The following is a 13,707-nucleotide window of genomic DNA, read 5'->3' as shown; positions in this document are numbered from 1 at the left end:
ATGGCACATACATCCGATGTACTGTCGCTCGCGCATGGATGCCACACCCACCCGGAGGAGATTTACGTGAAGAAGAGATGGGCCGCTGCCGCGTCCGGCGCCCTCGCAAGCCTTGCCCTCATTGCTGCCGCCCCCGCTGCCAGCGCTTCCGCGCCCGTCAAATTCCGTGCGGACGGGGTTCACATCCGCGCGAAGGCCACGACCAATTCCAGCTCCCTGGGACTCGGCTACAAGCGCCATTCCGTGACCGGAATCTGCTCCATCAAGGGGCAGGTCGTCAGCGGCGACATGTGGTGGATGAAGGTGAAGGACAACTCCACGGGTGTCACCGGCTATGTGAATCAGTCGCTCATCCTGGGCACCGGCGGCGGCGGCGAAATACCGAAGTGCTGAGTCACTTACGGCACGAATAAACAGCTCGACCGATATCAAGTGGGTCACTTCCGCGCCAGGCGAAGTGGCCCATTTCGGCGTCGGGCGCGGCGGCCGCTTGACGCTACGTCGGGTCGGACCCCGGGCAGCCACAACCGGTGATCGTCGGAGTCGTTATGCGGGCGGAGGGGGCTGGGGCGACCACCGCGGACGACGACAGGGCAGGCCGAGGAATCGATGACAGAAACGCTGCCGTACGGCGTCGGCCTCCGCAGCGAGGACGGCGGGGCTCCCGAACTCGGGGCGGATCACGAGGAGTTCCTGAATCTGCTGCGGTCGGGGACCGCGCTCGTCGAGCCCGTCCTGCACGCGGCCGTGGACCGGCTGCACCCGTCCGTGGCCACGGTGTGCCGCTACCACCTGGGCTGGGACGACGACGCCGACGAGCCCACGCCGTCGGCGGCGCGGGCGGGCAAGCGGGTCCGGGCCGCGCTTGCGCTCCTCTCGGCGCGCTCGGCCGGAGCCCCGGAGGGGCACGCCGCCGTCGCCGGTGCCTCCGTCGAGCTCGTGCACCAGCTCTCCCTGCTCCACGACGACATCATGGACGGCGACGCCGAGCGCCGCGGCAGGCCCGCCGCCTGGGCCCGCTTCGGCACCGGACCCGCCGTACTCGCCGGGGACGCCCTCGTCGTCCAGGCCGTCGCCACGATCTTCCACGCGCAGGCCCCCGGTGCCCGTGCCGCCACGGAGGACCTCATCGCCGCCGTCGAGCAGATGGTGGCGGGGCAGGCGGAGGACCTCGCGCTGGAGGGGCGGTCCGCCCGCGAGGTCTCCGTACGCGGGTACGTGCACATGGCGCGCGGCAAGACCGGGGCGCTGTTCGGCTGCGCGGCGGTGCTCGGCGCCGTGCTCGCGCAGGCACCGCAGCCCGTCGTACGGGCTCTGCGGGGCGCGGGCAGCGACCTCGGGGTGGCGTTCCAGATCCTCGACGACGTGCTCGGCCTGTGGGGCGACGCGACGGTCACCGGCAAGCCGGTCGGCGCGGATCTGGTGCGCGGCAAGAAGACGCTCCCGCTGCTGCTCGCCGCGGGCGCGGACACGGCCGACGGCCGGCGGCTCGCGGCCCTGCTCGGCCCCGCCCCGCTGCCGCAGGACCTCGTTCCCGAGGTCATGGGCCTGCTGGAGACGACCCACAGCCGGGACCGCGCCGAGGCGGTGGCGGCCCGCCATGTGACGTCGGCGGTGACGGCGCTGGACGGGGCGGGGCTCCCCAGGGACGTACGGAGGCAGTGGCAGGCGCTCATCAACTGCCTGTCGCAGCGCAGACGCTGAGGCCGCATCCGCCAGGTTCCCCGCGCTCGAAGGAGAGAAGCCGTGACGCCGCCGCCCGGACCGTACGCCCTGCGCGTGCGCGACGTACACAAGGCCTACAGGTCGCACAAGGTGCTCAGAGGCGTCTCGTTCACCGTCGAGCCGGGCGCGCTGGTGGGCATCGTCGGCGAGAACGGCTCGGGCAAGAGCACCCTGTTGCGCGTCCTCAGCGGGCAGATCGCCGCCGACGCGGGCGAGGTGGAGCGCCGGGGCACGCTCGGGCACTGCCCGCAGGCGACGGTGCTCAACGACGCGCTGACGGTCGATCAGCACCTGCGCTGGTTCCGTACGGCCTACCGCCTGGACGACACCGACCGCGCCGACGAACTGCTCGACGAGCTGCACTTCGCCGAGTACCGGAACACCCGGGTGGAGGTGCTCAGCGGCGGCACCCGGCAGAAGCTGAACCTGACCCTGGCGCTCATGCACGACCCCGACGTGCTGCTGCTCGACGAGCCGTACCAGGGCTTCGACTGGGAGACGTACCTGCAGTTCTGGGACGTCGCGGCGCGGCTGCGGGACCGGGGCAGGTGCGTGCTCGTCGTGTCGCATCTGGCCTGGGACGCGGGGCGGTTGGACGTGGTCCACCGGCTGCGGGAGGGCGTGGCGACGCCGTGGGACGCGGAGGCGCTGGACGCGCGCCCGACCGCTGCCGCCCAGCGGGCAATGCGATGACCCGGGCGCCCCGCCTCTGGGAGACGTTCCGCACCGGCGCGGGCTTCGCGCTCCTGGAACACGCCCGCAACCGCCTGGCCCTGGTCCTGGTCGTCGGCTACATCCCGCTCTGGCTGACGCTGGAGCACTGGTTCGTCACACCCGCGCCGTCCCGCTTCCTGCTGCGCGCGACGGGCCGCACGGTAACGGTGAACGGCAATCACCTGACCATGGTGTCCGGCGCCATCAACACGGTGACGCTCATCGTCGGCTTCATGATGTTCATGACGACGTTCAAGGCCCTCGCCTTCGACCGCAGGCTCGCGCTGGCCGGGTATCCCCGGACCTGTCTGCTGGTGAGCAAGGTCGTCGCGATGACGGTCGCGTCGGCGCTGATCGCCGCGTACGCCACGGCCGTTGTCTGCTGGTACTGGGACCCGGTCCGGCCGGGGCTCCTCGCCGTCGGCCTGTTCACCGCCGCCGTGAGCTACGGCGGCATCGGCATCCTGCTGGGCGCGTTCCTCTCCAGCGACCTGGCGGGCCTGTTCGTCATCATCATGGCCAGCCTCCTGGACACGATGCTGCAGAACCCGATGAGCAACACGGAGGCGGACAAGGACGGCCTCCAACTCCTCCCCGGCTACGGCCCCACCCAGATCTCCGTGGCCGCCGGCTTCACCGACTCCGCCACTTCGTACGTCCATCTCCTGCTGGGCCCCGCGTGGTTCCTGGCGATGTGGACGCTGGGGATGGCGGCGTTCTTCGTACGTACGCGGAACCACCTCGGGGCACGAGGAGCGCCGCGTCCCGCGGTGTGAGCCCCGCCCATACCTCAAACCCTCATCAACCATCAAATCAGGACAAGGGACTTTAGACCCTTCTTGTCCCCGTGCCCACACGGTTGGATCATGACGAAATCTTTACGCGGATCTTGCCTGTTCATGGCTGATCCATAGCTCGAGGATGTATATGCGCACGTCGCGCCGCAGTTATTCCAGGTCCTTCGCTGCGGGGAGTGTGTCCGTGCTGACGGCGGCAGCTCTGCTGGGTTCGGCTCTGCCCGCAATCGCTGACGACCCCGCGGACGAAGAGGCGATACGGGCCTCACGGTTGACGGGGCCTCCGGTGACCGAGGCCGTGACCGCGGAGTCCGCGTTGCTCGCGGCGCGGGTCGGGGACCGCAGGGTCGAGGTGCTCGATCGTCGTACGGAGACGTCGACGACGTGGGCGAACCCCGGCGGCACTCTGACGGTCGAGCAGGCTGCGGGGCCGGTCCGGATGATCCGGGACGGGAAGTGGGTGGACGTCGACGCCGACTTCACGCGTCGGGCGGACGGCAGTGTGCGTTCCAAGGCGCACCCCGAGGGACTTGAGCTCGCCGGTGCGGGCGGTACGAGGGCGCGTTCGGCGTCCGCCGCGGCCGACGCTCCCGCGTCCCGTGCGCGGGACCTGGTCACGCTGGGCTCGGGCGAGCAGTCGCTGAGCGTGCAGTGGAAGGGCGGCCTGCCCGAGCCGGACCTCGACGGGCCGCGCGCGACGTATCCGGACGCGGTGCCCGGCGCGGACCTGGTGGTCGACGCGACCCGCACCGGGTTCGAGCAGTACCTGCTCCTCAAGGAGCGCCCCGCGGGCGACGCGGCGCCCATGACGCTGCCGCTCAAGGTGCCGGGGATGAAGGCCGCTCAGCAGGCCGACGGCTCGGTGTCCTTCACCGACAAGGCGTCCGGGGAGCGGGTCGCCACCATGCCCGCGCCGGTGATGTGGGACGCGAAGGTCGACAAGCGCTCCGGCGAGCACACCAACACCGCGCGCGTCCCGATGACGGTCGCGCAGCACGGCGACACCGTCGAGCTGCGCCTGACCCCGGACAAGAAGTTCCTCGCGGACCCGGCCACCACGTACCCGGTGACGGTCGACCCGGCCACCGACGTGCTTTCGGTGCTCTTCGACACGTACGTCCAGGGCGGCACGACCACGGACCAGTCCGCGGCGACCGACCTCAAGCTGGGCTGGCCCGGCGACCACGAGGGTGCCACCAAGCGCACCGCCCGCTCCTTCATGACCTGGGAGACGGGCCAGTTCGCCGACGCCCTGGTCACGGACGCACAGTTGTCGCTGTACAACTACCACTCGTGGTCCTGCGAGAAGCGCGGCTGGGAGGTGTGGGCGGCGGACGCGGCCGACACGAACACGCGCTGGACGAAGCAGCCCGCCATGAAGTCCAAGGTCGCCACGTCGACGGAGACCCGCTCCGGCTCGTGCAAGAACGCGGGCTGGGTCAAGGCCGACGTCACGGAGCTGGCGAAGACCTGGGCGAGCGCCAAGGCCGCCACGGGTTCGGTGGCGCTGAAGGCGGCGGACGAGAACGACACGTACGCCTGGAAGCGCTTCTACTCCTCCGAGTCGACCGAGGAGACGATTCCCCGGCTCTCGGTGACCTTCAACTACCGCCCCAAGAGCGGCACCAACCTCCAGGCGGGCGCGCCGTTCTCCACCGAGACCGGCATCTACAAGGTCAACAGCCTCACGCCGACGCTGCGGTTCACGACCGAGGACACCAACGAGGACGACCAGGTCCGCGGCACGTTCGAGATCCAGGACAAGGCGACGGGCCAGGTGGTCCACCAGTTCAACTCCGGCTTCGTGCCGTCCGGGGCCACCGCCTCCGCGAAGGTGCCCGCGGGGAAGCTGGTGAACGGCAAGGCGTACAACTTCCGCACCACCACGTTCGACGGTGAGCACTGGGCGAACGGCTGGTCCGCGCCGGTCACCTTCACCGTCGACACCAACTGGAAGCCCAGCCCGGCCATCCAGGCCCTGGGCGCGGCCAACTCCGTGCTCGACGCGGCCGACATCACCCCGGCGACGTCCAGCGACAGCCGGTACGCGGCGATCGCCGAGACCGAGACCGGCACGGTGACCGTGCCGTGGGACCCCGTCGGCACCGTCCAGGTGAAGCCCGAGGACATCCCCGCGGTCGGCATCGGCGTCGGCGCGGCCAAGGCGCGCGGCGTCAACGTCAACGGCAGTGTGATCCACGCCGACGCGAGCGCCCCGGTCGACACCGTCGTCCAGCCCACGCTCGACGGCGGCAGCCGCACCCTCCAGGTCATCAAGAACGCCGCCGCCCCGCGTGAGTACCGTGCGAGCGTCGACATCCCGTCGGGCTCCACGCTCCGCAAGGAGCCCGACGGTTCCGTCGTGATCGCCGGCTCCGACCCGAACGAGCCGGTCGCCGCGATCGCCGCGCCATGGGCGAAGGACGCCAACGGCAAGCCCGTGCCCACGAGTTACCGCCTGGACGGCAAGAACCTGATCCAGACGGTGCAGTTCGACGCGAACACGGCGTTCCCCGTGGTCGCCGACCCGTGGTGGAACCCCTTCAGCTGGAAGTGGAAGAAGATCGGCAAGAAGGTCAAGAGCGCCGCGAAGAAGTGCGGCGTCGGCGCCCTCGCCGCGTACGTCCCGGTCCAGTCCCACCACGTCTCGGTCAACATCCAGCGGGCCCGCAAGGGCATGCGCATGGTCAAGTTCGCGGGCGGCCCCTGGGGCTACGTCTCGGTCGCGGCCGCGGGCTGCCTCGTCAACCAGCTCTCATGACACGGCCCGACGACACACGAGGCCTCCGCGGGCTGCTCGGCCTCACGGGCGACCCCCAGCCGGGCGGCCGCGCGGCCGCGGTCGCCAACGTCACGGCTGCCGTGGTGTCAGTACTCGCCGCAGCCGTGGTGGTCAGGCTCCTGCCCGTGCCGGGGTGGCTGGGCCCCGCGCTGGGCGGAGGTGTGGCGGTCCTCGCGCTGCAGGGGCGCTGGGGGAGCCGGCTGTGGTCCGGGCTCGGACGACGGCGGGACTCGGCACCGTAGCGGGATCATGAACGAGGGAGCCCCTGACCAGGCATAACGCCTGGTCAGGGGCTCCCCCTCAAGTCGGCCGACAGACGAGCCGTGGCTGTACGCCGGGTTCTGTCCCCCGGGACCTCGCGGTCGTCGGGGTGACGGCCATCCATCTAGGGCCGGCATTGCTGCCGGCCTCGTGCGGTCTACCCGCGGACTCGGGCGGGCAGCCCTCGAACGTCCGCGCAGAGCGCGTTTCACGGCGCTCCTTTTGACCTTGCTCCAAGTGGGGTTTACCTAGCCGCCTGAGTCACCTCAGGCGCTGGTGGTCTCTTACACCACCGTTTCACCCTTACCGAGGGCCGAAGCTCCCGGCGGTCTGTTTTCTGTGGCACTGTCCCGCGGGTCACCCCGGGTGGCCGTTAGCCACCACCTTGCCCTGTGGAGCCCGGACGTTCCTCGGGAAGGTCCACAAGGACCTCCACGCGGCCGTCCGCCCGGCTCGTCTGCCGTGCCGACCATGGTACCCGCCGGGGTGCGGGCCGCGGTCCCGAGGCCGCCGTGGCCAGGAACGAACCGGCGAGGATCAGCGTGAAGGCGGCCGCGAAGGACGGGGTGAGGGACTCAGAGAGGAACGTGAAGCCCGCGGCCGCCGCGACCGCGGGGTTGATGTACGTGAAGACCACCGCGCGGGTCGGCCCGGCCTCCCGGATCAGTTCGAGGAAGACGATGAAGGCGAGCGCCGTGCAGATGACGCCGAGGCCCGCAAGGGCCGCCAGGGTCGGGCCGTCGGGGACCTCGTCCGGCCAGGTCGCCGCCGCCGCGGGGGCGTAGACGACGGCCGCGAGGGTCAGGCACGGCGCTATCAGCTGCAGCGTCGGTACGTCCTTGAGGTGACGGGCCACGATCAGCGGGGCGATCGCGTAGCCGAGCGCCGTGATCAGGACCTCCGTCAGCGACCACGCGTCGCCGCCGGTGAGGTGCGGCACGGTGAGGACCGCGACACCCGAGAAGCCCAGGGCCAGGCCCGTCACCCGGCGCGGACCGAGGCGTTCCGTGTCGCCGAAGAAGCGGGCCAGGAGCGCGCCGATGATGGGGACGGCGGCGATCAGCAGGCCCGCCGTCGAGCTCGACAGGTGGCGTTCCGCGTCCGTCAGGGTCCACCACGGGCCCAGGATCTCCACGCACGCGAACGCCAGCATCGGGCGCCAGTGCGTGCGCAGCACCGCCGGCATGCCGCCCTGGCGCAGGGCGAACGGCAGCAGCAGCGCGGCGCCGAGCGCGCAGCGCGTGAACACCACCATCGACGGCGTCAGATCGCTGTCCACCGCCACCTTGATCATGAGGTACGGGATGCCCCACAGGACGCCCATGACGGAGAAGAGAAGCCAGGCTCGTGCAGTCATGGGGCGAGTTTCGGACAGGGCGGGTCGTCACGTCTTGAACGTGGTTGCGCGGGAGGGGTGGGGTGCGGGGGCGTTGCTTCGGTACGCGGCGGTGTTGTTTCGGTACGTCGATGGCGCGTCCGCGCGCACGCTGTTTCGGTACGCCGCCGGGGTCACCCCCACCACCCGGCGGAACCAGCGCGTCAGATGTGCCTGGTCGGCGAAGCCCACCAGGCCGGCCACGGCCGCCGGGCGCAGTCCGCTCTCCAGGAGGCCGCGGGCCCGCGTGACGCGGTGCTGCGCCAGCCACGCGTACGGCGGCATCCCCGTCGTCGTACGGAAGGCGCGCAGGAGCTGGTAGCGGGACAGGCCCAGTTCGGTGGCCAGTTCCGTGAGGGTGGGGGGTGACAGGACGTTGTCGGCGAGGCGGTCGCGGACGGTCCGGGTGAGGGCGGCGGCGCCCGGGACAAGGGTCTGCGCGGGGCGGGTGGTGCTGTGGCGTCCCGCGAGGGTGGTGAAGAGTTCGGTGAGGTGGGTTTCGGCGGCTAGGGCGGTGAGGGGGTCGCCAGCCAGGGGGTCCGCCTCGGGGGCCGGGTGCTGCTCCCCCGTGCTCGTGCTCAGGCTCGTGTGTGCCGCCCGCAGGGCCGCCGCGAGCTGGGGGTCGTCGAGGACCGCCTCGCGGAAGTGGGGCAGGGTGCGGGTGCCGTCGGCGAACAGGTGCGTCGAGGGGTACATCGCGCGGTACGCGTAGCCGCCGCCTGAGCCGGGGCGGCCGGTGTGGGTCTCGCCTGGGGCCAGGACGACTACCGCGCCGGGGCCTATGTCCAGGCGGCCGCCTCGGTAGTCGATGATCTCGGTGCCGCCTATGCAGACGCCTACCGTGAATTCCTCGTGGTAGTGGGGGGCGTAGTGGTGGCGGTCGAAGCGGGCGGTGAGGAGGTCGAGGGTGGTGTTGTTGCCCAGGGGGGCTCGGGTCCAGGTTGCTCGGTCGGGGGTGGGGGGTTGCTTTGTGTGGTTCATGTGCCCTCGTTCTCTCCGCGGCCGGCCTGCTCACGGGGTGAACGTTTCCGTGGCCGGATTTCATGCCGGTGGTGGGTTTGCTGCGGGTGGGTTGGGCCTGCCGGGGGCTCCCCAACCCCGCCCCTTCCCGAAACCGGGGGCTGCCGCCCCCGGACCCCCGCCATCGGCCTGAACGGCCTCGTCCTCAAACGCCGGACAGGCTGAGTGGTTGCCGTCCGGCTGGAGGGCTGACGGAGCGGCCGCGCCCCGAAGCCTGCTTGACCTTGACGTAGCGGCAACGTTTCTACTGAAGGCATGCGGATTGGAGAGATCGCGGCTGCCGTGGGGCTTACCACGCGCGCCATCAGGCACTATCACCATCTGGGGCTGCTGCCGGAGCCCGCTCGGCGGCCCAATGGGTACCGGGAGTACGGGCTGCGCGAGGCCATCATGCTGGCGCGCGTCAAGCGGCTCACCGAGCTGGGGCTCGGGCTCGAAGAGGTGCGGGACGTGCTCGCCGACGACGAGGGGCGTGAACTCGCCGAGGTTCTCGGCGAGTTGGACGACGATCTGGCGCAGCAGGAAGCCGACATCCGGGCACGGCGGGCGCGGCTCGCCGAGCTGCTGCGGATGTCACGGGAGGGGCTGCTGCCGGGCGACGGGCCCGTCTCGCCGGGGCTCGCGGAGCTGTTCGGGCGGTTCCGTCCGGCCGGGTCCGCGGCCGCCGCCAAGGATCTGGAGCACCTGGCGCTGTTCGACGCCACCGCCGATCCGGTCCAGCGCGATCGCATCTATCTGGCTCTGCGTCGGCTCGCCGATGATCCCGAACTCGCCACAAAGATGGGTGAGTTGTACGCGCGCATGGATGACCTCGCCCACGCCTCGGTGGACGATCCCCGGGTCGAGGCCCTCGGCACGGACCTCGCGGCCGTCGTGCCGGACGATCTCCTCGCGGTTCTTGCGCACGAGGGACGCGGGGACAGCGCTCCGTCCAAGACTGCCTTCGGTGACGCCTTCCTCGACGACTTCGCGCCCGCCCAGGCCGCGGCGGTCCGGCAGATGCTGAAGGTGCTCTCCGCGCGGACGGGGTGGGCGGGGTGGACGCCGTGAAGCGGGCGGTACGGGTGCTGCGGCGGCTGATCAGCCACGAGCTGCGCGGGTTCCACAGTCTCGCGCTGTGGGTGGCCCGGCGGCGGCACGGCGTCGGCGCGGGCGCGCACCCGGTGGCGTACACCGGACCGCAGACCGCGCTGCTCTTCGGCTTCGCGTTCGTGGCGGTCGTCGAGACCGTCGTCCTCGCGCTCGTCCTGCCGTGGCCGCTCGTGCACACCGCGTTCCTGTTCGTGGACGTCTACACGGTCGTGCAGATCCTCGCGCTGCACGCGGGGTGTGTGACGCGGCCTCATGTGGTGGGCGCGGACGGGTCGTTGAGGGTGCGGTACGGGCAGTTCCTGGACGTGTACGTTCCGGCCGCCGACATTGCGCGGGTGCGGGTGGACCGGCGCTACCCGGAAGGGCGCAACGTCCAGGTCCACGACGACGGCACCCTCGACGTCTCCGTCGGCAGTCAGACGACGGTCACCGTCGAACTCGCCCGGCCCGTCGACTTCGTACGCCCCATGGGGCTGCGCGCGCGGGCGCGGGTGGTGCGGCTGCACGCGGACGACCCGCGGGCGCTGGTCGCCGCGCTCACGCCGGAGCGAACAGCACCTTCGCCAGCCCCGGATCCGCTTGGGTGAGCCGGACCCGCAGCCGCTCCCCCAACGGCAGCCCACCCGCACCGCTCGACGCAGCGGCCTCGATGCGGGCGACCACCGCCGGATCCGTCAACTGCACCGTCCCGACGGTCGGTTCGTGTTCCTTCACGTCGACCACGACCCCGTCGAAGACCTCCCCGACCCGGTCCTTCAGGAGGGCCGCCTCGACGATGTCCACGCAACTGCGCTCCACGGAGTTGGCCCGCCGCGTGCCCTCGGCCATCTCCTGGGGCAGGACGGGCAGCGCGGCGAGCGCCCACTGGGGCGGCTCCACGCCCGCGCACGCGGCGAGGCACAGCTCGGCGGCGTAGCGGTCGACGAGGCGGCGCAGGGGCGCGGTGCAGTGCGCGTACGGCGCGGCCACCGCGGCGTGCGTCGTCAGCTCCGGGACCCCTTCCCCGGTAGCTGCCCCGCCGCCTCCGAACGCCGTGTACCCCGCGCCGCGCAGCAGCGTCGTGCACTCCTGCAGGAACGCCGCGTGGCGCGGTTCGCGCGGGTCCAGGGACCGCACGAGCCGCGCGTACGGGACGTGGTGCGGCCACTCGATGCCGAGGGCCTTCGCGGTGTGGTGCAGGCGGCCGACCGCGCCGTCGGGGGCGATCGGCAGCGTACGCAGGATGCCGGTGCCGGAGGCGATCATGAGCTCGGCGGCGGCCATGCCGGTCAGCAGGGAGATCTGGGCGTTCCAGCCGTCGGCGGGCAGCGGGGCGCGGAAGCCGAGTTCGTACCGCCCGTCGTTCTCGGTCACCTCCTGCTCGGGCACGTTCAGCGAGATGCCGCCGCGCTCGACCTCCAGTTGTTCGCGGAGGCGTCCGATGTCCGCGAGCAGGGCGAGCGGCTCCTCGGCGGTGCCCGCGTCGATGGCGCGCTGCACGCCGTCGTAGTCGAGCTTGGCGCGGCTGCGGACCAGGGCGCGGCGCACGTCGGTGCGCTCCGCGCGGCCGTCCGCGTCCAGGTCGATCGTCCACAGGACGGCCGGGCAGGTCTGGTCGGGCAGCAGGCTGGCCGCGCCCTCGCTGAGCGCGGCGGGGTGCAGGGGGATCTTCCCGTCGGGGAAGTAGAGGGTGGTGACGCGGCGGTGCGCCTCGGTGTCGAGCGGGCCCGAGGGAGTGACGTACGCCGCCACGTCCGCGATCGCGTACCGCACCCGGAAGCCGCCGCCCGTCCGCCGCGACAGGTGCATCGCCTGGTCGAGGTCGACGGACGTGGGCGGGTCGACGGTGAAGAAGGGGACGGCTGTGGCGTCCTCGTCCGGGAGGCGCGGGGCCGCCGCGGCGCGTTCGGCGTCCGCGAGCACGGCGGCCGGGAAGGTCTCCGGCACGTCGAGCCTGGTGCGCAGGTCGTGCAGCGCGGGCCGCAGCGGAGCCTCGGCTGCGCCGGTCACGTGGAGCTGACGGCGGGGCATGCACCGAGCGTAGGACGGGGTTCCTGGGTCGGCACCCCGTACCCTTTCGCGAGGGGCCGCACCCCCTCATTTCGTACGCGACTCATTCCGTGCCGCGAGTGAATTCCGTACCCCGAACGAAATCGGAGAAGCGATCGTGCTCGTCCTGTTGCCGCCGTCCGAAGGCAAGGCCGCGTCCGGGCGTGGGGCGCCCCTGAAGCCGGAGTCGCTGTCCCTGCCGGGGCTCGCCGACGCGCGCGCCGCCGTCCTGGACGAACTGGTCGAGCTGTGCGCGGCGGACGAGGACAAGGCGCGCGAGGTGCTCGGGCTCAGCGAAGGGCTGCGGGGGGAGGTCGCGAAGAACGTCGAGCTGCGGACCGCGGGCGCGCGGCCCGCCGGGGAGATCTACACCGGTGTCCTGTACGACGCCCTCGACCTCGGTTCGCTCGACGCTGCCGCCAAGCGGCGTGCGGCGCGTTCGTTGCTCGTCTTCTCCGGGTTGTGGGGCGCCGTCGGGGTGACCGACCGGATTCCCTCCTACCGGTGCTCGATGGGGGTGAAGCTGCCGGGGCTCGGCGCGCTCGGGGCCCACTGGCGCGGGCCCATGGCCGCCGTGCTGCCCGAGGCCGCGGGGGGTGGGCTCGTCCTCGACCTGCGGTCGTCGGCGTATGCCGCCGCTTGGCGGGCCAAGGGGGAGGTTGCCGGGCGGACTGCCACCGTGCGGGTGCTGCACGCGCAGGTCGTGGACGGGGTGGAGCGGCGGTCCGTCGTCTCCCACTTCAACAAGGCGACGAAGGGGCGGATGGTGCGGGCCCTTCTTTCGGCCGGGGTCGACCCCGCCGGGCCGGCTGAGCTGGTCACCGCTTTGCGGGATCTGGGGTACGTGGTGGAAGCGGAGACGCCCGGCCGGGCCGGGCGGGCCTGGGCTCTGGATGTGGTGGTGCGGGACATCCACTGAGGCTGCGTGGGCCCTCGCGGGGTGCGCCCCAGTCCCGCCCCTTCCCGTAACCAGGGGCTGCCGCCCCTGGACCCCGCTGATCGGCCTTGACGGCCTCGTCCTCAAACGCCGGACGGGCTGAAACACCCCAGCCCCGGACAGGCCATTTTCCCCCCCGCCCTAACTGGCACGACGGCAATCAGCCGGCACCACCAGCCCGTCCGGCGCTTGAGGACGAGGCGCGGAGCGCCGACAGGGGGAAAGGGGCGGAGCCCCAGACGGGGAGCGGCGGCACGGACGGGGCGACCCCGTTGCGGCCTGCGCAATGGGCTTTGCGCAGGGTGCAGGGGGCGGGGCACGATGAGCCCATGAACCCCGTTGCCGCCGTCAAGGGCTCCGTGTTGGATTTGGCCCCCGTCGTCCCCGTAGTCGTCGTCGAGGACATCGACCACGCCATCCCGCTCGCGCGGGCGCTCGTCGCAGGGGGGCTTCCGGCGATCGAGGTGACGCTGCGGACCCCCGTCGCCCTGGACGCGATCCGGGCGATCGCGGACGGCGTCCCGGACGCGGTCGTCGGCGCGGGGACGGTCATCTCGGCGCGGAACGTCGCGGACTCGGTCGACGCGGGCGCCCGCTTCCTCGTCAGCCCCGGCTGGACCCCGACCCTGCTCGACGCGATGAAGGCGTCAGGGGTGCCGTTCCTGCCGGGGGTGTCGACGACCTCGGAGGTCGTGGCGCTCCTGGAGGAGGGGGTGGAGGAGATGAAGTTCTTCCCGGCGGAGGCCGCGGGCGGGACCGCCTACCTGAAGTCCCTCGCAGGACCGCTGCCGCAGGCCCGCTTCTGCCCCACCGGCGGCATCTCCGCCGCCTCCGCCCCCGCCTACCTGGGCCTCACGAACGTCGGCTGCGTCGGCGGAAGCTGGATGCTCCCGGCCGACGCGGTCGCGGCGAAGGACTGGGCGCGCGTGGAGTCCCTGGCCCGGGAGGCGGCGGCCCTGCGCTGACACAAGAACCG

At 71.9% G+C, this 13,707-nt stretch carries 12 protein-coding genes, 1 other RNA gene and 1 pseudogene; 10 read left to right on the top strand and 4 right to left on the bottom strand.

The features are described from left to right. Positions 1 to 66 precede the first annotated feature (66 nt). From IEY91_RS15740 to IEY91_RS15715, 6 genes are all read left to right on the top strand, one after another. Positions 67 to 393 (top strand): hypothetical protein, encoded by a 327-nt coding sequence (locus tag IEY91_RS15740; RefSeq protein ID WP_189174387.1) that lies wholly within the window; start codon positions 67 to 69, stop codon positions 391 to 393. Positions 394 to 609: 216 nt separating this feature from the next. After that, positions 610 to 1,704, top strand: coding sequence for a polyprenyl synthetase family protein (locus IEY91_RS15735; protein WP_189174386.1), 1,095 nt, complete (start codon positions 610 to 612; stop codon positions 1,702 to 1,704). A gap of 42 nt (positions 1,705 to 1,746) precedes the next feature. Beyond that, positions 1,747 to 2,418, top strand: coding sequence for an ABC transporter ATP-binding protein (locus IEY91_RS15730; RefSeq protein ID WP_189174385.1), 672 nt, complete (start codon positions 1,747 to 1,749; stop codon positions 2,416 to 2,418). Further along, complete coding sequence (locus tag IEY91_RS15725) at positions 2,415 to 3,215, top strand: ABC transporter permease (protein WP_164325578.1); 801 nt, start codon at positions 2,415 to 2,417, stop codon at positions 3,213 to 3,215. The genes IEY91_RS15730 and IEY91_RS15725 overlap by 4 nt, the downstream gene beginning before the upstream one ends. A 307-nt stretch (positions 3,216 to 3,522) precedes the next feature. Beyond that, positions 3,523 to 5,997, top strand: coding sequence for a DNRLRE domain-containing protein (locus IEY91_RS15720; protein WP_229696979.1), 2,475 nt, complete (start codon positions 3,523 to 3,525; stop codon positions 5,995 to 5,997). Continuing rightward, complete coding sequence (locus IEY91_RS15715; protein ID WP_189174383.1) at positions 5,994 to 6,260, top strand: hypothetical protein; 267 nt, start codon at positions 5,994 to 5,996, stop codon at positions 6,258 to 6,260. Before IEY91_RS15720 ends, IEY91_RS15715 begins: the two co-directional genes overlap by 4 nt. Positions 6,261 to 6,331: 71 nt before the next feature. Here the strand turns inward: IEY91_RS15715 and rnpB are convergent. The 3 genes and pseudogenes from rnpB to IEY91_RS15695 all read right to left on the bottom strand — a co-directional run bounded on the left by rnpB (position 6,332) and on the right by IEY91_RS15695 (position 8,635). Beyond that, positions 6,332 to 6,735: RNase P RNA component class A (gene rnpB, locus IEY91_RS15710), an RNA gene on the bottom strand. 118 nt (positions 6,736 to 6,853) lie between these two features. Continuing rightward, positions 6,854 to 7,636 (bottom strand): annotated as a pseudogene (locus IEY91_RS42630) (DMT family transporter); the annotation flags it as partial. Positions 7,637 to 7,663: 27 nt separating this feature from the next. After that, positions 7,664 to 8,635 carry an AraC family transcriptional regulator gene (locus IEY91_RS15695; RefSeq protein ID WP_189174381.1) on the bottom strand — a complete coding sequence of 324 codons (972 nt, stop codon included), beginning with the start codon at positions 8,633 to 8,635 and terminating at the stop codon, positions 7,664 to 7,666. Between the two features lie 294 nt (positions 8,636 to 8,929). Between IEY91_RS15695 and IEY91_RS15690 the strand changes: the two genes are divergently transcribed. Next, positions 8,930 to 9,724, top strand: coding sequence for a MerR family transcriptional regulator (locus IEY91_RS15690; RefSeq protein ID WP_189174380.1), 795 nt, complete (start codon positions 8,930 to 8,932; stop codon positions 9,722 to 9,724). Continuing rightward, positions 9,712 to 10,353: a hypothetical protein gene (locus IEY91_RS15685; RefSeq protein WP_306309900.1), complete on the top strand. Its 642-nt coding sequence runs from the start codon at positions 9,712 to 9,714 to the stop codon at positions 10,351 to 10,353. Before IEY91_RS15690 ends, IEY91_RS15685 begins: the two co-directional genes overlap by 13 nt. Here IEY91_RS15685 and IEY91_RS15680 read toward each other — a convergent pair. Continuing rightward, positions 10,304 to 11,776: an RNB domain-containing ribonuclease gene (locus tag IEY91_RS15680; RefSeq protein WP_189174379.1), complete on the bottom strand. Its 1,473-nt coding sequence runs from the start codon at positions 11,774 to 11,776 to the stop codon at positions 10,304 to 10,306. The two genes, IEY91_RS15685 and IEY91_RS15680, sit on opposite strands and share 50 nt — an antisense overlap. Before the next feature lie 136 nt (positions 11,777 to 11,912). Between IEY91_RS15680 and yaaA the strand changes: the two genes are divergently transcribed. Then, positions 11,913 to 12,713, top strand: coding sequence for a peroxide stress protein YaaA (yaaA, locus tag IEY91_RS15675; protein ID WP_164325564.1), 801 nt, complete (start codon positions 11,913 to 11,915; stop codon positions 12,711 to 12,713). A 347-nt stretch (positions 12,714 to 13,060) separates the two neighbouring features. Then, the gene (gene eda, locus IEY91_RS15670) at positions 13,061 to 13,696 is read left to right on the top strand and encodes a bifunctional 4-hydroxy-2-oxoglutarate aldolase/2-dehydro-3-deoxy-phosphogluconate aldolase (protein ID WP_189174378.1); all 636 of its coding nucleotides are present in this window, start codon (positions 13,061 to 13,063) and stop codon (positions 13,694 to 13,696) included. Positions 13,697 to 13,707 lie beyond the last annotated feature (11 nt).

This window comes from Streptomyces lasiicapitis (genome assembly GCF_014646335.1).
Lineage (GTDB): Bacteria > Actinomycetota > Actinomycetes > Streptomycetales > Streptomycetaceae > Streptomyces > Streptomyces lasiicapitis.
This window is presented reverse-complemented; position numbering and strand designations above follow the sequence as displayed.